The organism is Campylobacter sp. RM12654 (genome assembly GCF_020137585.1).
In the GTDB taxonomy this organism is placed as follows: Bacteria; Campylobacterota; Campylobacteria; order Campylobacterales; family Campylobacteraceae; genus Campylobacter_E.
Map to the genome: position 1 here is coordinate 23166 of NZ_JACGAR010000016.1, position 19480 is coordinate 42645.

Below are 19480 nucleotides of genomic sequence, written 5' to 3' on the forward strand. Positions count from 1 at the left end.
ACAAATTAATTTAAAATAATTCCTATTTTAAAATTAAAATAGGAATTATAAATATTAAAATCTTCTAAAAATTGTTGCTAAAATCCCACCTGAAATATTGTGCCACACGCTAAATAAAGCAGCCACAACAGCAGCTAAAGGATAAGCAGCAAAATGAGTAGTTGCTAGTGAAGCAGCTAAGCCTGAGTTTTGCATTCCTACTTCTATTGCTAGAGTTTTTTGTTTTGCTAATTCTAATTTAAAGATTTTTCCCGCAAAAAAGCCTAAAAGATAGCCTAAGACATTATGAAGCATTACAACTACTAAAATAATGCCTAAATTATCTAAGATTTTTGTTGCATTTGCACCAACTACGCTCATTACTATAGCTACAATTCCAAAGGTTGAAATAAGTGGCAAAGTATCTTGTAATTTTTCAGTAATTTTAGGTAAAAACTTATGAGCTAAAACACCTAATAAAATAGGAATAATTATTACTTGAATAATGCTAACAAACATTGAAATAGCGTTAATATCAATGCTTTTTCCAACTAATAAATAAGTAATAAATGGAGTAATTATCGGAGCTAAAATCGTAGTGCAGCTTGTAATACTAACTGATAAAGCAACATCAGCTTTTGCTAGGTAGCTAATCACATTTGAGCTAGTGCCACCAGGACAAGCACCAACTAAAGCAACACCTATTGCTAAAGCACTATCAAGTTTGAAAACAAAAATCAAAACAAAAGCTATAAAAGGCATTATTATAAATTGTGCAAAAATACCTATAATCACATCTTTAGGTCTTAAAAATAATTCCTTAAAATCACTAGCTCTAACGCTAAGCCCCATTCCAAACATAATAATTCCAAGCAAATAATTAACATAACTTGTCTTAATAATATTAGAAATACTTGGATAAAACAAAGCAAAAGCAGTGCAAACTAAAACCAAAATAGCTAAATTTTTTGAAATAAAATCGCTAATTTTTTTCATAAAATCTCCTTTAAAAAACACGAAATTTATTAAATTAAACTTTAAAGTAAATTAAAAATGAAAATTAGTTTTTTATTAGTTTTATTAATTATTCTTTTGATAACATAAAGGCAAAATCAAAGGTAGAAAATATGAAAAAAATAATAGTAGTAGATACTTTAAATGTGCTATTTCGCTCTTATTATGCGATGAGGAATTTAAAAAGTGCAAAAGATGAAAAACCAATAGGAATGATATTTGGTTTATTAAATTTTATGTTAAAAATTGTTGAAGAAATTGAATGTGATTATGTAGTTTTTGCACTTGATAGCTCTGGCGGGTCATTTAGAAAAGAGCTTTTGCCTGATTATAAGGCTAATAGAAAAGAATTAGAGCCTGAATTAAAAGAGCAAATTCCAGTATGTATCGAGCTTATTAAAAAATCAGGATTTTTATCAATAGAAATTCCTAATTATGAAGCTGATGATATTATTGCTAGTGTTAGTAAGTTTGCTAAGCAACAAGGCTTATTTACTAGCATTTATTCAACCGATAAAGACCTTTATCAATTGCTTGATGATAATAATACTGAGCTAATTGGTAAGAATTATGAGATTATAAATGAGTTAGCTTGTATTGAGAAATTTGGAGTTAAGCCTTATCAAATGCTTGATTATTTAACCTTAGTAGGCGATAGTGCTGATAATTTTAAAGGTATTCCTGGTATTGGACCAGTTGCTGCTAAAAAACTATTAAACGAATACGATAGCCTTGATAATGTATATAAAAATCTAAATGTATTAGGTAATAAAAGTTCTCAAAAAAAATTAGCCGAACATAAAGATGATGCGGTTTTATCTAAAAAATTAGCAAAATTAGTTGATGATTTGCCTTTAGGAGATTTTTTAAGCAAGGCTAGTAAGCCAAGTATTAATATATTTAATAATATTGAAGATGAATTAAGAGAATTTGAATTATTTAAATTCTTAAAATTTATAGATAAACAAAGCGAGATAAAAGAAGAAAAACAAGTAAGCTTAAAATATACAAAAACCTTATTAGATGATAAAGAAGAATTATTTAAGATTATAGATAATTTAGGTGATGAGGTTGGATTTGATACCGAAACAACAGGGCTTAATTATGATGATAAGATAGTTGGATTTTCGTTTTGCAATCAAGATAAAAGCTATTATGTTCCAATACTACATAAAAATGCAAAAAATATTGCTAAAGAAGATGCAATAAAAGCTATAAATAAGATATTTGAAAAAGTAATAATAGGTCATAATTTAAAATTTGATTTAAAAATGCTGAAAAATGACTTAGGTATTTCATATCCAAAGAAATTTAAAGATAGTATGATAGCTGCTTGGCTACTTGATTCAAGTTCTAAATACTCACTTGATTATCTTGCTAAGGAGTATTTTGATTATACTTGTTTAGCTTATGAAGAAGTAGTTAAAAAGGGCGAAAACTTTAGCGATATTGATACCAAATTAGCTTGTGAATATGCAAGTGAAGATGCGTTTATAACTAAAGCAATTTATGAACACGCTTTTAAAAACTTAGATGATGAACGCAAAAAAGAATTTGATTTTGAATGTGAGTTTATTAAAGTTTTAATTTCTTTAGAAAATAATGGAATTACACTAAATAAAGAAAAATTATTAAATCTTCAAAATATATTAGAACTTAATTTAAAAGAATTAGAAAATCAGATATTTAATATGGTTGGCTTAAGCTTTAATTTAAATTCTCCAAAGCAACTTAAAGAGATTTTATATGATAAATTAAAACTACCTGATAATCATAAAGGCTCAACCAATGAAGCAGCCTTGCAAAGCATAGAGCATCCTATTGCTGAATTGATTTTAGAATATAGAACCGCTAGCAAAGTCCTTAGCACTTATGTTTTACCATTGCTTGAGTTAAATGTAGATAATCAAGAGAATTTCAAAGTGCGTTCAAACTTTTTACAAACAGGCACAGCAACAGGAAGACTTAGCTCAAACAATCCAAATCTACAAAATATCCCTGCTAGAAGCAAATACGCAAGTTATTTAAAAGAAGCTTTTATCCCGCAAACTGGTTATTCATTTATTAGTCTTGATTATTCTCAAATTGAGCTTAGAATGTTGGCTCATTTTAGCCAAGATGAAAATTTATTAAAAGCATTTTTATTTGATGAAGACATTCATACAAGAACTGCTATTGAGATTTTTGGCACGAGCGATAAAGATAAAAGAAATTATGCAAAAAGCATAAATTTTGGTCTAATTTATGGAATGGGTGCTAGAAGACTTAGTGAAGAGTTAAAAATACCATATAGTGATGCTAGTGATTATATTAAAAAATATTTTGCTTCTTTTAGTTTGATTAAAGAATATTTTGAAAATACAAAAAAACAAACAAAAGATTTAGGTTATATCAAAACGCTTTTAGGTAGGAAAAGATTTTTCAAATATACAAATGATATTAAGATAAATAATGCAAACGATAGAGAATGTATAAATAGCATTTTGCAAGGTTCGGCAGCAGATTTAATTAAATTAGCTATGATTAAGATTTATCCATATTTGAGTGAAAATGCAAAATTGATATTGCAAATTCACGATGAGTTAATTTTTGAAGTAAAAGATGAATATGTATTGGAATTTTCAAAAATAGCTCAAAATATAATGGAAAATGCTTATGGTTTAAAAGTTAAACTAAAAACGAGTTTGAGTGTTGGGAAAAGTTGGGATAAATTAAAATAAAGGGAAAGGTTATGGAAATAATATTTGCTTGGAATAAAGACTATGAAACAAATATTGATAATGTTGATAAGCAGCATTATTATTTAGTGCAATTAATCAATGAACTAGCTTTAAAATTAAGCGAAAAGAATTTAAATAAAAATGAGTTAGATGAAGCTTTTAATGGTATTTTAAACTATGCTAAAGAGCATTTTTCAGAAGAAGAAACGCTAATGCAAAATGTAAATATTTTTAGTGATTTTTTTCAAGAGCATAAATTAAGTCATAAAATGTTTATAGAACAAACTAAGCAATTATATGATGATGTTGGAGATGGCACTAATAAAGAAGCTGTTAAGAGTTTGTTAGAGTTTTTGATTTCTTGGCTTGCTTTTCATATTTTAGGGATTGACCAAAATATGGCAAAACAAATAGAATTAATTAATCAAGGTCTTGAAGCTAAAGAAGCTTATGAGATAGTAGTTCAAAATGAAAATAAGCAAACAGCACCTTTAGTAAAAGCTCTTAGTAATCTTTTAAATGTTGTAGTTAAGAAAAATAGTGAATTATTAGAACTTAAAAGAAATCTTGAATTAAAAGTGAAAGAGAAAACAAGAGAATTAGCAGCAACAAATCAAACTTTAAGAAGTATAGCTTTAACAGATGTATTAACAAATTTGCCAAATAGAAGACATTTATTTGAAGTTTTAGAAGTTATTTTAAATGAAGCTAAAGAAAATTCATTAATTACAAGTGGTTTAATGATTGATTTAGATAATTTTAAAGAAGTAAATGACACTTATGGACACGAAATGGGCGATAAGGTATTAAGAGAGTTTTCGCAAACAATCAAAGAAACTATTAGAACTGATGATGTTTTAGCAAGACTTGGTGGAGATGAGTTTTTTGTTTTACTACCAAATACAGATATTGATGGTGCTATGTTATTAGCAAAAACACTTTTAAATGTTACTAGAAGTTTAAATATTCAAGTAGGAAATAAGCTAGATGATAGATGGAAAAGTAGTATTAGTATAGGAGTGGCTACAATTTTACCTACTACTATTACAAATTCTAATGATTTTATGAAAAAAACCGATTTAGCAGTGTATGCTGCTAAAAATGCTGGCAAAAATTGCATAAAAGTATATAATGAAGAAATTTTAACTAAATGAATGTAATATTTTAAGATTTAAATAAAGGAAAAAATGTGGATTTAACAACGGTCTTAGGAATGGTTTTAGCTCTTACATCTATTTGCGTAGGGGATATTTTAGAAGGTGGTAACCCATTACACCTTATTCATATTTCATCGGTTTTAATCGTTTTACCAACAGCATTTTTCTCTACTATGGTTGGAACGAATAAATATTTTATAAAAGGAGCTTTTAAAGAGCTTAAAATAGTTTTTAAAGGTAGTGGGGTTAATTTTCAAGCAAGAACCGATCAGCTAATAGAATTTGCTTCTATTGCTAGAAAAGATGGGCTTTTAGCACTTGAACCAAAAGTAGCTGAAATAGATAATCACTACTTAAAATCAGCAATGATGATGATGGTTGATGGTAAAGATGTTGAAGAGATAAAAGAAAGTATGGAGCTTGATATTTCTCATTCAGAAACTTATTATGATGAGTGTAGGGAATTCTTTTGTCGTGTAGGTGAGTCTTGTCCTACATTCGGACTTGTTGGAGCGGTGTGCGGTCTTATGTTAGCACTTCAATTACTTGATAATCCGCAAGCAATGGCGATGGGTATTGCGGGTGCATTTACGGCTACGGTTACAGGGATTTATTGTTGTTATGGAGTGTTTGTGCCTTGGGGAAACAAAATCAAAGGTAACGGACATGATTTAATAGTAGAAAAAGAGCTTATGATGGCTGGGGTAGTTGGTATAGCAGAAGGTGCAAATCCAAGAGATTTAGAGCAAAAGCTATTTTTATATTTCCCACATGGTTTAGTACCTAAATCACAATTTGGTGAATAATAATGTCTAAGAAAAAAAAGTGCCCACCAATACCAGCATGCGAGAAATGGGCTGTTCCTTTAGCAGACTTTTTCTCATTATTACTAGCGTTATTTATCGCACTTTACGCTATTGCTTCGGTAAATACTGATAAAGCAAAGGCTTTAACTAAAGAATTTGTAAAGATTTTTGATTTTCCAAGCACGCAGGTGGTAGAAAAAGAGAGTAAAACAGATGGCAAACATAGCCCATCAAATAACGAAGAATCTCGTGCTTTACAAGCTCAAAATATAAATCAGCAAGAAAGTATAGAAAAACTAAAAGCTATTTTAGATCAAAGAGAAAACCAATTTTATATGGAACTTCCTTCAATATTGTTATTTAATAAAGATGAAACTAGAGTTGCAAATAGTGATGATATTTTATATCTTAAAAGAATTAAAATGATTATGCAAGGCTTAGGAGATGGGGTTCAGCTTGAAATTCGTGGATTTAGCGATAATGATGATAGTTATTTAACAAGTTTTGATTTAGCGACTGCAAGAGCTAGAGAAGTCCTTGAGATACTTATTAAAAGCGGGGTTGATTCATCAAAACTTAGTATCAAAAGCTATGGAGCAAACAATCCTAGATTTGATAATAATAGTTTAGAATCTATCAAAAATAATAGAGTTGAATTATATTTTAAAACTGATATAAACGATATAAAATCTCAAAAAACAATACTTGATGCAGTAGAAAAAGTTAAATAATTTTATATATATTTAAAGTTTTAAGGAATTTCAAATTCTTTTAAAGCTTTAAATATTACATATTTACTACTTTTATCTTTTATAAATTAATAATAAAAACCTTATACTTATTTTACATATAATTAATTGTGTAATTTTGTAACAATTTTAGTTAAGTTTTTATATTTTTACTTTTCTTCACATTTTTTTTCACACTACAATTTCAAAAAGGAGAAAAAATGAGACCAGAAGAGTTAAGAGCTTTAATTTCAAAAAATATATTTTAAAATTAAAGCTTAAAACTATAATGCTAAAAATGATTTAATAATTTTACTTTGTAATTAAAATTAAAGCTATTTTTTAAAGCATTACTTACATAATCTTTTGCATTTTTACAAGCTGTTTTAATATCTTCGTTTAAAGCTAAATTACAAGCAATTGCAGAGCTTAGAGTACAACCCGTGCCGTGAGTTACAATATTTTTTATTTTTTCGCCTTTAAAAATCGTAATTTCACCATTTTCGCTTAAAAAATCACTTGCTTTTAAGTGTCCACCTTTTAACAAAACCTTACAATTTAGAGTTTTTTCTAGACTTTTTGCTGCATTTATTGCATCTTTTTCATTTGTGATTTTTTCTCCTAATAAAACTTCAGCTTCAAATAAATTTGGAGTAATTAAATAAACATTTTTTGCAAAATCTTTTATAGCATTAATCGCCTTTTCATCAAGTAATCTTGCACCACTTGTAGCTACCATTACCGGATCTAACACTATTTTTTTGTAACCTAAAAGGGTGTTTTTAACACAATTTATAATTTCTTCATTATAAAGCATTCCGATTTTTATAAAATCTATCTTACATTCATCAAAACAAGCTTTAATTTGAGCTTTTATAAAATCTGCATCAACCCTTAAAACGCCAAAAACCCCGCTAGTATTTTGAGCAGTTAGGGCTGTAATTACACTCATTGCATACATTTTATGAGCTTGAATTGTCTTTATATCAGCTTGAATTCCTGCTCCGCCTGAACTATCACTTCCAGCTATGCTTAATATCTTTTTCATTTAATTCTCCTATGTTTTTAATGTTTATTTTTGCATTTTCGCAGTTTATTCCAACGCTAAAAATATCGTTTTTATTAGCTAAATCAATTATTTTAAGGCTATCATCAATTAAAATAAATTTATTAGTATTTAGCTTATTCATACAAGTTTTTAAAGCTATTTGAGTAGTTTTTAAATATTTTCTTTCATCTTGAATGAAAGCAAATTCATCTAAAATATCAAATCTTTTTAAAACTAGTTTTGCAAATGGACTAGCTGTGTAAATACACTTTTTATAAGCTTTAAATTTGGCTAAAAAATCATTTACACCTATACATAAATTAGCTTCTTTGCTATAAAAATCAATGCAAATTTTAATGATTTTTTTACTTAATTTAGCTTTGTTTAATTCATCAATTTTTTTAAGCCCATCATAAAAACTTAAATCATCTAAATTATATCCATTAGCTAATTTTTGCCAAAAGCCAACGCTATCAATAATTACGCCATCAAGGTCAATTATAAAAGAGAAATCTTTTTCCATAATTTTTCGCAATTTGCTTTATAATTTTGATTTTCATAAATCGCACTTATGCAAGCTATATTTTTTATTTTAAATTCTTTTAAATTGTCTATATTTTGATAATTTAATCCTCCTATTGCCACTTTAGGAATGTTTATTTCTTGCACTATTTTTATTAGGTCATTTTTGCTTAACATTTTTGCATCTTTTTTAGTATTGCTCTCATAAATTGCTCCAATGCCTAGATAATTCGCCCCTAATTTTAAGCCTTTTAACGCTTCTTCATAATTACTTGCACTTATTCCTAAAAACATATTTTTTGGTATTTTTAGATTTTTGTTTATATCGCTTTGTCCTAGATGAATGCCATCAGCATTTAGCCTAATTGCAAGGTCTAAATCATCATTTATTATTAAAGCTACTTTTTTTATTTCACTAAGATTTTTTAATTTTAAAAGTGTATTAAGGCTATAATTATTCGCTTTATTTCTTACTTGAAAGCAAGTTACATAATTTGCAAATAAAATCTCACAAATATCTAATAATTCATCTTCTTTAATGTATCCATCATCACTAATTGCATAAAATCTTAAAATCTTATCTAAGTTTTTCAATTTTTATCCTTTCTTTTATAGTAGTTCCATCAATTTTGCTTAATTCATCAATTAAATGCATTTTAAACGACATAGTGCCATTTGCTTTAGTTTCGGCTATTTCAGCGCTTATATTAAATGCGCTTATGCCTGTGATTACGGCGTTTAATTTATCATCATTTGCACCCACAAAAACTGCTAAGATATTTCCTAGCATACAACCTGCACCTGTGATTTTCGTCTGCATTGCCGAACCATTGCTTAGCATAAAAACATTTGTTTTGCTGATAATAAAATCATTTTTACCTGTGATTACCAAAATAGTTTTATGTTTTTTAGCAAAATCAATGTATTTTTCTAAATCATTTTGATTTATTTCATCACTACTATCGCAGCCACTTGTATTTAATGTCTTATTTACTAGATAATTTATCTCGCTTGCATTGCCTTTAATTACACAAAACTTTATATTTTGTATTAAATATTTACATAAATTATTTCTTGCATTACTAACTCCTGCTGCAACGGGGTCAAAAACAATAGGAATATTTAATTCATTTGCCTTTAAGGCTGCGTTTTTATGGGCTTTTATTAGATTTTCGTTTAACTGCCCTATATTTAGCAAAACCGCATTACTAATTGTAACAATTTCGCCAACTTCTTCATAAAAATCTCCCATAATAGGTGAGCCACCAACAGCTAAAATAGCGTTAGCTGAGTCATTTATCGTTACATAATTTGTAATACTTTCTACTAAAGTTTTATGATTTCTTGTTTTTTGCATAATGTTTTGATACATATTCTCCTCCTAAGGTTAAAATTAAAATGATTAAAAAAGTTAAAATTGATGCTAAAAAATCAAAATAAATCAGTATTTGATAAATTAAAAATCCAATAAACCAAATTAAAAAATTTAATTTAGCTGAATTTTTGAGTTTAAAACAATATACACATACCATAACTGATGCCATAGGTAAAAATACTGAACTTAATGTATATAAAAAATTTTCATATAAAGAAAAAGGTATAAAAATAGCTATTAATAAAGCAATAAAGATTATTAATAAAATTGTAATTTTATTACCAAATTTATTATTTATATTTTTAATACTTTCATTGGCTGAAAAAATGTCTAAATATGTTGTTGTTATTGTTGAAAAAATAATCAAAAATATTATTAACATTGATAATTTTAAAGTGATTAAAAAACTAGAAAGGTCGCTATAGTATTTCATAGTTAAATATCCAATTATATACATAAGCGAACTTCCTAGAAAATACGCAACTGAAGCTATTAAGCTATCTTTTATTGGATTTTTAAAATATTTTGTATAATCACCAACTAATGCAAGCCAAGAAATTGGCATAGCAATACTTAATTCAATAGCATTTATCAAGTTTATTTTATTAACTTCTATTTGGTTTAAATTAAGATTAATTAAGTTATAAAAAATATAAATTACTATCAAAAAAAGCATGCAAACTATAAAATTATTTATTAACATTAATAAATTTTGTTTTAAGAATAGCCATATTATTAAAAGTGATGATAACAAAATTGTTACTAAGTTAAAATTTATATTTGGATATAGTCCATTTAGCAGTATTGCTGCATTCATAATCATAACTGCACTCCAGCAAATTAAAGCTAGAAAATTGCAAAATGAAAAGAATATTTTGCCATTTTGTGAGTAAAAATATTTAAGACTACCCATAGCATTGCATTTTAGTTTAGTACTAATATACATCATAGCAAAAAATAAAATTCCACTTAAAAAATGTCCAAAAAATATAGCAAATAAAGAATCACTTAAAATAAGACCTGAAAATAAACTACCGGCTTCAATTTCAGCTAGCGAAATACTAGCTCCAAGCCACAAGAAAAAATTACTCATACAACTCTCCATAAAATCAATTTATGGGAATGCTAAGAAAGGATTAGAAAAATTTTGCATCTCCCTACGCTGGCATTACCCAAACAGGTTCAAAGGGTCAAGACTATTACGCCTACTCTCAGCTTTCGCTCCCCTAAAATCATTATTCTAATTAAAATTAGTTATGAAATAGATATATAAAATATTACAATAATTATTTGTTATATTGCAATAATTTCTTAATTTTTAATATAAATAATCAATATATTTAATACTTATTTTATATATAATTAATTGTGTAATTTTGTAACAATTTTAGTTAAGTTTTTTATATTTTTACTTTTCTTCACATTTTTTCACACTACAATTTCAAAAAGGAGAAAAAATGAGACCAGAAGAGTTAAGAGCTTTAATTTCTAAAAATGAATTCAATAAACCTACAGCAGGGGTTTGTAAAGGTTATGTTCAAGCTAATCTTGCGATTTTGCCTAAAAGTGATGCTTATGATTTTTTATTATTTTGTCAAAGAAACCCTAAACCTTGTCCTTTAATTGAAGTCTTAGACGCGGGAGAATATCTTACAAAAATAAGTGCAAATAATGCAGATATTAGAACGAGTATTCCTAAATATAGAATATATAAAAAAGGCGAATTAGTAGAAGAGACAAGCGATATTATTAATCATTTTAAAGATGATTATGTGAGTTTTTTAATAGGTTGTTCGTTTTCATTTGAAGCAGCTTTATTAAATCACAATATACCTTTAAGACATATTGATGAAGAACATAATGTGCCTATGTATATTACAAATATTGATTGTGCAAGTGCTGGTAAGTTTTATGGAAAAATGGTTGTTTCAATGCGACCAATTAAACATAAAGATTTAATCAAAGCTACAACCGCAACAGCTCTTTATCCTAGCGTGCATGGAGCACCTGTTCATATAGGAAATCCTAGTGTAATAGGTATTAAAGATATTAATAATCCTGATTTTGGAGACGCATCTACTATTTATCCTGATGAAGAATGTGTATTTTGGGCTTGTGGGGTAACTCCGCAAAGCATAGCACTTACTAGTAAGCCTGATATTATGATAACTCATTCTCCTGGATATATGTTTGTAACGGATAGAAAAGATAGCGAATATAGTGTGTTTTAGTATTAAAAAATAAATTTAAAGGATGATTATGTATAACAAATTTAAAATTACAAGCGAAACTTCATTGCTTTTATATCTTGAGCCTCCAATAAGCATAGAAAAACAACGCCTATGCTATGCACTTAATTTAGTAATTAAAGATATGCCTTATATAAAAGAAGTAGTGGTCGGAATGAATACTCTTTATGTCTTAACAAGTGATTTAAATTATAAAGATTTATTAGATTTACAAAGTAAATTAAATGATTTAATTACTAGCACTAAACCACTAGAGCTATCAGGAAGATTGATTGAAATTCCTGTAGATTATGGTGGGGATTTAGGACTTGATTTAAAAGTAATTGCAAAGGCTAAAGGTATGAGTATGAGTGAGTTTGCTAAATTACACGCCGAGCCTATTTATGATGTTTATTTTATAGGTTTTCAACCAGGATTTGCATATTTGGGTGGATTAAATGAGATTTTACACACTCCAAGGCTTAGCACACCAAGACTTAAAATTCCAGCAGGTTCGGTTGGTATAGGCGGAGCTCAAACAGGAATATATCCTTATCAAAGTCCAGGTGGATGGAATATCATAGGAAATACAAAGGCAAAATTATTTGATGTAAATAGCGAAAATCCGAGCCTTTTAAAAGCAGGTGATAGATTAAAATTTGTAATCAATAGTATTAAGGAGAGATTATGAAAATTACAAAAATATCATCAATTGCAACTATTCAAGATTTAGGTAGGTTTTCGTATAAAGGTTATGGGGTAAATGAGAGTGGGGCTTTAGATAAGTGGAGCTTTATGTTAGGTAATGCTTTATTAGGAAATGACTTAAATGCACCTGCAATTGAAGTGATTTTAGGTGGGATAGAAATATATTGCAATAAGGCAATGACTTTTTGTATCACAGGGGCAAATTATGAAGCATTCATAGATGAAAAGCCAATTCATAATAATTATAGAATTAGAATTGAAGCAGGAAAAACTCTTAGATTAATAAGAGCTATGTCAGGAATGTGTGCTTATATTTGTGCTTATGGTGGTTTTAGTGCTGATTTTGTTCTTAATTCAGCTTCTACAAATCTTAGCGCATCTTTTGGTGGATTTAATGGTAGAGCATTAAAAGTAGGCGATGAATTAAGCATAGGTTCAAGAATGAATTTATCTCAAATAGCAGTATCTAGGATAAAACCAAGAGATAAAATAAGAATAATTAAAGGTGCTGAATGGGAGCTTTTTAGTGATGAAGCAAAGCATAATTTATTAAATCAAGAATTTAATATATCAAGCTCAAGTAATAGAATGGGATATAGGCTAAATAGTGATTTTAAACTTAATTTAATCAATGAATTAAGCTTACCATCTCACGGAGTTAGTGCAGGAACTATTCAAGTTCCAAGTAGTGGAGAGCCTATAGTTTTATTAAAAGACGCACAAACAACAGGCGGTTATCCAAAAATTGCTCAAGTAATTGAAGCTGATTTAGGGCTTTTTGCTCAAAGTAGAATTAATTCTAAGATTAGTTTTGAATTAGTAAGTATTGAAGAAGCTCTAATGGCAAAAAAAGAAAGAATTTCACATATAAATCAAATAAAGGAGTATGCAAGTGAGAATTGATTTTAATTCAGATTTAGCTGAAGGTATGCAAAATGATGATGAGATATTAGCTTTAATAAGCTCTGTTAATGTATGCTGTGGGCTTCACGCTGGCGGATATAAAGAAATATATAATACTTTAATTAAAGCTAAAGAATATAAGCTAAGAATAGGAGCTCATCCAAGCTTTAATGATAGGGCAAATTTTGGAAGAACTAATGAGAATTTGAATAAGGAATTATTACAAGCACTACTTGCTTATCAATTTGGTGCGATTAAGCAAATGTGCGAATTAGTGGGGATAAAATTAAGCTATGTTAAACCACACGGAGCTTTATATAATATGGCTTGTGTTGATTTAGACTTAGCAAAAAATATTGCAATAGAAGTTGCAAAATTAGGCAAAGATATAGCATTAATGGGGCTTAGCAATTCTTGTTTAATTAGTGCAGCAAATGATGTAGGTATTAATAGTATTAGTGAAGTTTTTGCTGATAGAAGATATACAGATGATGGTTTATTAGTATCAAGAACTAAAGAAAATGCTTTAATTGAAAATGAAGATGAAGCAATAAATCAAGTATTAAATATGATAAAACATTCATATGTAATCAGTGAAAATGGTAAAAAAATTAATATAAAAGCTGATAGTTTATGCGTTCATGGAGATAGCAAAAAAGCACTTTTATTTGCACAAAAAATCAAAAAAACTTTAGAAGAAAACAATATAAGCATAAGGAGTAATTAATGAAAAATAATAAAGCTATATTAGGTGCTGCATTTTTAATGGCTACTTCAGCAGTTGGACCTGGATTTTTAACTCAAACTGCTAGCTTTACGCAAAGCTTAGGGGCTAGTTTTGCTTTTATTATTTTAATGTCGGTTTTAATGGATATTGGGGTTCAATTTAATGTATGGAGAATTATTGCAGTTAGTAAATTAAAAGCTCAAGATATTGCTAATAAGGTCTTTCCAGGTGTAGGATATTTATTATCATTTTTGATAATTTTAGGTGGACTTGCATTTAATATAGGTAATATTGCAGGTGCTGGACTTGGATTTGAAACTATTTTTGGGATAAATCCTATTTTAGGAGCTTGTATTAGTGCAGTAATTGCTATAGGTATTTTCATTAATAAAGACGCAGGTGCACATATGGATAGATTTGCTAAGATTTTAGGTGCTATATTAATACTTATAATAATTTATATTGTGTTTAAATCAAATCCACCTTTAAAAGAAGTGGCTATTGAGACATTTGCTCCATCAAAATTTGATGCTTTAAGCTTGGTTACTTTAATAGGCGGAACGGTTGGCGGATATATTACTTTTTCAGGTGCTCATCGCTTACTTGATGCGGGGATTTGTGGTGTTGAAAACCTAAAAGAAGTTAGTAAAAGTTCGGTTTCAGGAATAATTATAGCTAGTATTATTAGGGTATTTTTATTTTTAGCAGTTTTAGGGGTTATTTCTTTAGGCGTTAGTTTAAATCCTAACAATCCAGCTCTTACTCCTTTTGAATATATTTTGGGTAATTTTGGTAGTGTTGTTTTTGGTATTGTAATTTGGGCTGCTTCTATTACTTCAGTGGTTGGTTGTGCTTATACATCAGTTAGTTTTATATCAAGCTTTAGTCCTTGGCTTAAAAAGAATGAAAATAATATAATAATAGCTTTTATTATATTTTCTACTTTAGTATTTTCAACTATAGGAAAACCAACTGCAGTATTAATTTTGGTAGGGACTTTAAATGGTTTTATATTGCCTATTGCTTTATGTGTGATATTAATTGCAGCTTATAAGAAAAATATAGTAGGAGATTATAAACACTCTAAACTACTAGCTTTAATAGGTTGGTTAATTACCATTGCTATGGCGTATTTGTGCTATGTAACTTTAATGAAATATATAAACTCTTAAAATAATTAGAATTTGAAATTAATATTTCAAATTCTAAAACCCCTTTAGCTTATTGTCTATAACCAAAAGTTATTATATAAGCTTCGTTTCTTGGTATAAAAAGTTCATCTTTTGGCTCATATACTCCTTTTGTCATATCCCAAGGAAAATATACATCAAGATTGCAATCTAAGCCATTATATTGTGTAAGTTGCAAAGTCCCTGCAAAAATTTGCTTGTGTTCTCCTTGCCATAAAGCATTTGTTGAATACAATTCATCATTTTCATTTGGTAATGTAAAAAATAATTCATATTCAATAGGAGCATTTTTTATTTTTTCTTGAAAATCTTTTGCTAAATAATCATTGCTTGTTGTTTTTATTTCTTCTTCGCTTAAAAATTTAACTCCATCTTTTGGTTTAAAAGTCCATCTAGCTGGAAATTTGTTATTGTTTTTATCATCAAAGAAAAAAGTATGAACGCTATAAAATTGAGTATTAGCAACGCTTTTTGAAAACCCTATATTTTTAGTATATTCTGCAAAATTTTTAAAAGATTGAACTTCGCTAAAAGCTTGTTTTATTTTTTCTTTATTTACATTACCATTTTCATCAGGTAATTGCATTTCGTGAAAATATCCAAATTCTTTTAGAGTTTTTGCAAAATTAATTGGATTGCTTAGCATTACCATAGTCCAATTATCATTATCTCCTTCTAGCTTAATAGCTAAACCCCTTGCTTTACTTTTATCATTTAATTCACCACCACCTAAAGAAACTCTTCCATTTACAGGTATGCTTTTTTGTTTAAATAGCTCAATGTTAAAATATTCATTAATATTACTATCTGGCTTAAAAACTCCACCTACGCAAAAACCCTTATGATGATTTGGTTTTTTGCTTTTATCTCCCATAACATTCAACTTTACAATAATATCTGCTAGTTTTTGAGCATCATATTCTTTTGTAGCAATTTCTTCATTTATATTGTTAGCATACAAACTAATTGAAAGGGTTGTTGCGACACTAATTTTTATAAGATTTTTCATTTTTATCTCCTTAATATAAATATAAAAAATCTTATAAGATAAATATTAATAATTAATAATTATTTTTAAGTAATAATTAATTATGTATATCAAATATATCTAATAAAGTAGAAGTTACTTCTTCTATGCTTTTATTTGTGATATTTAAAAATGGGATATTGTTTATCTTCATTAAAAATTCTGCATTTTTTACTTCATTTTTACAATTAATTATACTTGCGTATTCAGAATTAGGCAGCCTTTCGTTGCGTATTTCACTTAGGCGATATGGGTCTATGCTAAGACCAAAAAGCTTGTTTTTATAAGGCTTTAAAGCATTAGGCAAAGCACAAGCCTTAAAATCTTCAGGAGTTAGTGGATAATTAGCTACCTTAATTCCATATTGCATAGCAAGATAAAGGCTAGTTGGTGTTTTTGCTGATCTTGAAACCCCTATTAAAATTATTTGAGCATTATCAAGTGCGTAGATGAATTGCCCATCATCGTGTTCTAAAGTAAAATTAATAGCTTCTATTCTATTTTGATAATTTTTATTATGAGTGTTTGAGTGGGATAGACCTTGTTTTATGCTAGGTTTTACATTTAATTTATTTGAAATTAAGCTAACAAAAGGTTCTAATAAATCTATAAAAACACAATTAGAATTCTTAATATGATTAGCAATATTTACATTAATTAAAGTGCTAAATGCTAGCGGAATATCGGTTTTTGCTAATTCATTAATTTTATTTGCAACTTTAATCGCCTTTTCTTCAGTATTTATAAAAGGTTCTCTAATTTGTGTGAAAACATATTCATCTTCAAATTGAGCTAATACCGAGTGAGCAAATGTTTCAGCGGTTATTCCTGTTCCATCACTTATAAAAAACACAATTTTTTTATTTAATTGTTTCATTTAAGTTATCCTTGCTTGTTAAAATAAAATAATTCTATCAAAAAGGAGTGTGAAAATGGAATATGTTTTAGCTTTTTCAAAACTTAGAATGAGCGATGTAGAAATAGTTGGTGGTAAAAATGCTAGTTTAGGCGAGATGATTTCAAATCTTGCTAGTAGTGGGGTTAGAGTGCCTGATGGGTTTGCAACTACGGCACAAGCTTTTAGAGATTTTTTAAAATACAATAATTTAGATGAAATAATTACTAATGAGTTAAAGAATTTAAATCCTGATGATTTAGATGCACTTGCTAAGTGTGGAGCAAGGATTAGAAGCTTAATAACTAAAGCTAATTTTCAGCCTTTATTTTTAGAGCAAATCACTAAGTTTTATAAAGAATTAGATAGCGATGGATTAGGCACTTTTGCTGTCCGCTCATCAGCTACCGCAGAAGACTTGCCTGATGCTTCTTTTGCTGGTCAGCAAGAAACTTTTTTGAATGTTAGTGGAATTGATGATGTATTGGATAAAATCCGTTTGGTTTTTGCATCACTTTATAATGATAGGGCGATTTCTTATAGAGTGCATAAGGGTTTTTCACATTTTGAAGTATCGCTTAGTGCTGGTATTCAGCGTATGGTAAGAAGCGATAAAGGAAGTAGCGGGGTTATGTTTAGCCTTGATACTGAAAGTGGATTTAAAGATGTTGTATTTATCACTTCATCTTATGGATTAGGCGAATGTGTGGTTCAAGGCTCGGTGAATCCTGATGAGTTTTATGTATCAAAAACTTGCCTAAAAAACAATAATAAAGCAATAATCTCAAGAAAAATTGGCTCAAAGTTAATTAAGATGGAATTTAAAGAAGAAAGAAAAGCAGGAGAAAATGCCGTAAAAGTAGTAGATGTAGCTAAAAATATGCAAGATAAATTTAGCCTAAATGATGAGCAAATAAACGAACTTGCAAGATATGCTTTAATTATAGAAGAGCATTATAAAAGACCTATGGATATAGAATGGGGATTAGATGGATTAGATGGTAAGATTTATATACTTCAAGCAAGACCTGAAACCGTTCAATCTCAAAAGAAAAAAGATATAAGCTATAAATTAAAAGAAGAATCAAAAGTCCTAATAACAGGTAGAGCAATAGGACAAAAAATAAGCGTTGGGGTAGTTAAGGTTATAAACGATATTAGCGAGATTTCTCGTGTAAATGCTGGAGATGTAATAGTTACTGATATGACAGATCCAAACTGGGAACCTGTTATGAAAAAAGCCGCAGCAATAGTTACAAATAGGGGTGGTAGGACTTGTCATGCAGCAATTATTGCAAGAGAGCTAGGAATTGGTGCAGTTGTTGGCACTAGTAATGCTACAACTATATTAAAAGATGGAGATTTAGTAAGCGTTAGTTGTGTTCATGGAGATGAAGGTAGGGTTTATGAAGGGGCATTAAAATACGAAGTAATTGAAAATGAAGAATTTGAAATGCAAAATTGCGGTGTAAAAATAATGATGAATGTGGGAAATCCTGCATTAGCATTCAAATTCGCACAAATGCCAAATGATGGTGTAGGACTTGCTAGACTTGAGTTTATTATAAATAATCACATAGGCATTCATCCTAATGCTATTTTAGATTACGAAAATATAAATGATGATTTAAGAAATAAAATAAATGAAGCTAGCAAAGGCTATTCTAATGCAAGAGAATTTTTTGTATCAAAATTAGCCGAAGGTATAGCTACAATTGCAGCTGCTTTTTATCCTAAGCCTGTGATTATTAGACTTAGTGATTTTAAGACTAATGAATATAGAAAATTATTAGGCGGAGAATTTTACGAAATGCACGAAGAAAACCCTATGCTAGGATTTAGAGGTGCAAGTAGATATTTAGCTCCTAGTTTTGCGGAATGCTTTAAGCTTGAATGTGAAGCTTTAAAAATAGCAAGAGATGAAATGGGGCTAAATAATATTGAAATTATGGTGCCTTTTGTAAGGACTTTATCACAAGCAAATTCAGTTATAAATCTATTAGCAAAAAATGGCTTAAAGCGTGGTGTAAATGGCTTAAGAGTGATTATGATGTGCGAAGTGCCTAGTAATGCTATTTTATGCGATGAGTTTTTAGAATATTTTGATGGTTTTAGTATAGGCAGCAATGATTTAACCCAGCTTACTTTAGGACTTGATAGAGATAGTGGAATGGATATTTTAGTGGCTGATTTTGATGAAAGAGATGAAGCGGTTTTATTTATGTTAGAAAGAGCAATTACAGCTTGTAAAAAAGCAAATAAATATGTAGGAATTTGTGGTCAAGGTCCAAGTGATCATATAGATTTAGCCGTTTGGCTAAAGCAAAAAGGCATTAGCTCAATGTCGCTTAATCCTGATAGCGTTATTAGCACTTCAAAACGCCTAGCTAATATTTAAAAATAGTTAATTTACATTGCTAAAAATAAAAAAGCAATGTAAATTTATTTTTTTT

17 protein-coding genes, 1 pseudogene and 1 riboswitch are annotated in these 19480 nt (G+C 28.6%); of the genes and pseudogenes, 10 read left to right on the forward strand and 8 right to left on the reverse strand.

Going from position 1 to position 19480, the window contains the following annotated elements:
* Positions 1-54: 54 nt before the first annotated feature.
* The gene (locus AVBRAN12654_RS06460) at positions 55-975 is read right to left on the reverse strand and encodes a bile acid:sodium symporter family protein (RefSeq protein WP_214118314.1); all 921 of its coding nucleotides are present in this window, start codon (positions 973-975) and stop codon (positions 55-57) included.
* 131 nt (positions 976-1106) lie between these two features.
* Here AVBRAN12654_RS06460 and polA point away from each other — a divergent pair, with 131 nt between their 5' ends.
* Genes polA through motB form a run of 4 tightly spaced genes read left to right on the forward strand, consistent with a single transcriptional unit; the run spans position 1107 to position 6407 of the window.
* On the forward strand, positions 1107-3713 hold the full coding sequence (polA, locus tag AVBRAN12654_RS06465; protein WP_336614159.1) for a DNA polymerase I: 2607 nt from the start codon (positions 1107-1109) through the stop codon (positions 3711-3713).
* Positions 3714-3724: 11 nt separating this feature from the next.
* Positions 3725-4867, forward strand: a complete 1143-nt coding sequence (locus AVBRAN12654_RS06470; RefSeq protein WP_336609673.1) for a GGDEF domain-containing protein — start codon at positions 3725-3727, stop codon at positions 4865-4867.
* Between the two features lie 35 nt (positions 4868-4902).
* Positions 4903-5676, forward strand: a complete 774-nt coding sequence (gene motA / locus AVBRAN12654_RS06475; RefSeq protein WP_214118320.1) for a flagellar motor stator protein MotA — start codon at positions 4903-4905, stop codon at positions 5674-5676.
* Positions 5677-5678: 2 nt separating this feature from the next.
* Entirely contained in the window at positions 5679-6407 is a 729-nt protein-coding gene (gene motB / locus AVBRAN12654_RS06480; protein WP_214150479.1) for a flagellar motor protein MotB, read from the forward strand.
* Positions 6408-6696: 289 nt separating this feature from the next.
* Here the strand turns inward: motB and thiD are convergent, their stop codons facing one another.
* The 5 genes from thiD to AVBRAN12654_RS06505 are packed head-to-tail and all read right to left on the reverse strand — an operon-like array spanning position 6697 to position 10442.
* A complete protein-coding gene (gene thiD, locus AVBRAN12654_RS06485) occupies positions 6697-7452 on the reverse strand; it encodes a bifunctional hydroxymethylpyrimidine kinase/phosphomethylpyrimidine kinase (RefSeq protein ID WP_336614160.1) in 756 nt (251 codons plus the stop codon).
* On the reverse strand, positions 7421-7975 hold the full coding sequence (locus AVBRAN12654_RS06490) for a hypothetical protein (protein WP_336614161.1): 555 nt from the start codon (positions 7973-7975) through the stop codon (positions 7421-7423). The genes thiD and AVBRAN12654_RS06490 overlap by 32 nt, the downstream gene beginning before the upstream one ends.
* Positions 7951-8568, reverse strand: coding sequence for a thiamine phosphate synthase (locus tag AVBRAN12654_RS06495; RefSeq protein WP_336614162.1), 618 nt, complete (start codon positions 8566-8568; stop codon positions 7951-7953). The genes AVBRAN12654_RS06490 and AVBRAN12654_RS06495 overlap by 25 nt, the downstream gene beginning before the upstream one ends.
* Complete coding sequence (thiM, locus tag AVBRAN12654_RS06500) at positions 8552-9346, reverse strand: hydroxyethylthiazole kinase (protein ID WP_336614163.1); 795 nt, start codon at positions 9344-9346, stop codon at positions 8552-8554. Before thiM ends, AVBRAN12654_RS06495 begins: the two co-directional genes overlap by 17 nt.
* The gene (locus tag AVBRAN12654_RS06505; protein ID WP_336614164.1) at positions 9309-10442 is read right to left on the reverse strand and encodes a cytosine permease; all 1134 of its coding nucleotides are present in this window, start codon (positions 10440-10442) and stop codon (positions 9309-9311) included. The genes thiM and AVBRAN12654_RS06505 overlap by 38 nt, the downstream gene beginning before the upstream one ends.
* A 44-nt stretch (positions 10443-10486) precedes the next feature.
* Positions 10487-10587, reverse strand: a riboswitch (TPP riboswitch).
* Between the two features lie 216 nt (positions 10588-10803).
* Between AVBRAN12654_RS06505 and AVBRAN12654_RS06510 the strand changes: the two are divergent.
* The 5 genes and pseudogenes from AVBRAN12654_RS06510 to AVBRAN12654_RS06530 form a co-directional block, all read left to right on the forward strand.
* Positions 10804-11580, forward strand: a pseudogene (locus AVBRAN12654_RS06510) (putative hydro-lyase); the annotation flags it as partial.
* A 28-nt stretch (positions 11581-11608) separates the two neighbouring features.
* Positions 11609-12268, forward strand: a complete 660-nt coding sequence (pxpB, locus tag AVBRAN12654_RS06515) for a 5-oxoprolinase subunit PxpB (RefSeq protein ID WP_336614165.1) — start codon at positions 11609-11611, stop codon at positions 12266-12268.
* Positions 12265-13188, forward strand: a complete 924-nt coding sequence (locus tag AVBRAN12654_RS06520; RefSeq protein WP_214120412.1) for a biotin-dependent carboxyltransferase family protein — start codon at positions 12265-12267, stop codon at positions 13186-13188. The genes pxpB and AVBRAN12654_RS06520 overlap by 4 nt, the downstream gene beginning before the upstream one ends.
* Positions 13178-13915 (forward strand): 5-oxoprolinase subunit PxpA, encoded by a 738-nt coding sequence (locus AVBRAN12654_RS06525; protein WP_336614166.1) that lies wholly within the window; start codon positions 13178-13180, stop codon positions 13913-13915. Before AVBRAN12654_RS06520 ends, AVBRAN12654_RS06525 begins: the two co-directional genes overlap by 11 nt.
* Positions 13915-15087 carry an NRAMP family divalent metal transporter gene (locus tag AVBRAN12654_RS06530; protein ID WP_214118343.1) on the forward strand — a complete coding sequence of 391 codons (1173 nt, stop codon included), beginning with the start codon at positions 13915-13917 and terminating at the stop codon, positions 15085-15087. The genes AVBRAN12654_RS06525 and AVBRAN12654_RS06530 overlap by 1 nt, the downstream gene beginning before the upstream one ends.
* 49 nt (positions 15088-15136) lie before the next feature.
* Here AVBRAN12654_RS06530 and AVBRAN12654_RS06535 read toward each other — a convergent pair whose 3' ends face one another.
* Both AVBRAN12654_RS06535 and ppsR read right to left on the reverse strand, forming a co-directional pair.
* Complete coding sequence (locus AVBRAN12654_RS06535; RefSeq protein WP_336614167.1) at positions 15137-16114, reverse strand: catalase; 978 nt, start codon at positions 16112-16114, stop codon at positions 15137-15139.
* Between the two features lie 76 nt (positions 16115-16190).
* Entirely contained in the window at positions 16191-17009 is an 819-nt protein-coding gene (gene ppsR, locus AVBRAN12654_RS06540) for a posphoenolpyruvate synthetase regulatory kinase/phosphorylase PpsR (protein ID WP_336614168.1), read from the reverse strand.
* Positions 17010-17064: 55 nt separating this feature from the next.
* On the opposite strand from ppsR, the gene ppsA reads away from it, so the two are divergent.
* Entirely contained in the window at positions 17065-19425 is a 2361-nt protein-coding gene (gene ppsA, locus AVBRAN12654_RS06545) for a phosphoenolpyruvate synthase (protein ID WP_336614169.1), read from the forward strand.
* Positions 19426-19480 lie beyond the last annotated feature (55 nt).

Excerpts from the sequence above, each read along its gene's own strand:
- AVBRAN12654_RS06460 (WP_214118314.1), bottom strand. The coding sequence starts at position 975 with ATGAAAAAAATTAGCGATTTTATTTCAAAAAATTTAGCTATTTTGGTT.
- polA (WP_336614159.1), top strand. The coding sequence starts at position 1,107 with ATGAAAAAAATAATAGTAGTAGATACTTTAAATGTGCTATTTCGCTCT.
- AVBRAN12654_RS06470 (WP_336609673.1), top strand. The coding sequence starts at position 3,725 with ATGGAAATAATATTTGCTTGGAATAAAGACTATGAAACAAATATTGAT.
- motB (WP_214150479.1), top strand. The coding sequence starts at position 5,679 with ATGTCTAAGAAAAAAAAGTGCCCACCAATACCAGCATGCGAGAAATGG.
- thiD (WP_336614160.1), bottom strand. The coding sequence starts at position 7,452 with ATGAAAAAGATATTAAGCATAGCTGGAAGTGATAGTTCAGGCGGAGCA.
- AVBRAN12654_RS06490 (WP_336614161.1), bottom strand. The coding sequence starts at position 7,975 with ATGGAAAAAGATTTCTCTTTTATAATTGACCTTGATGGCGTAATTATT.
- thiM (WP_336614163.1), bottom strand. The coding sequence starts at position 9,346 with ATGTATCAAAACATTATGCAAAAAACAAGAAATCATAAAACTTTAGTA.
- AVBRAN12654_RS06505 (WP_336614164.1), bottom strand. The coding sequence starts at position 10,442 with ATGAGTAATTTTTTCTTGTGGCTTGGAGCTAGTATTTCGCTAGCTGAA.
- pxpB (WP_336614165.1), top strand. The coding sequence starts at position 11,609 with ATGTATAACAAATTTAAAATTACAAGCGAAACTTCATTGCTTTTATAT.
- AVBRAN12654_RS06520 (WP_214120412.1), top strand. The coding sequence starts at position 12,265 with ATGAAAATTACAAAAATATCATCAATTGCAACTATTCAAGATTTAGGT.
- AVBRAN12654_RS06530 (WP_214118343.1), top strand. The coding sequence starts at position 13,915 with ATGAAAAATAATAAAGCTATATTAGGTGCTGCATTTTTAATGGCTACT.
- AVBRAN12654_RS06535 (WP_336614167.1), bottom strand. The coding sequence starts at position 16,114 with ATGAAAAATCTTATAAAAATTAGTGTCGCAACAACCCTTTCAATTAGT.
- ppsR (WP_336614168.1), bottom strand. The coding sequence starts at position 17,009 with ATGAAACAATTAAATAAAAAAATTGTGTTTTTTATAAGTGATGGAACA.
- ppsA (WP_336614169.1), top strand. The coding sequence starts at position 17,065 with ATGGAATATGTTTTAGCTTTTTCAAAACTTAGAATGAGCGATGTAGAA.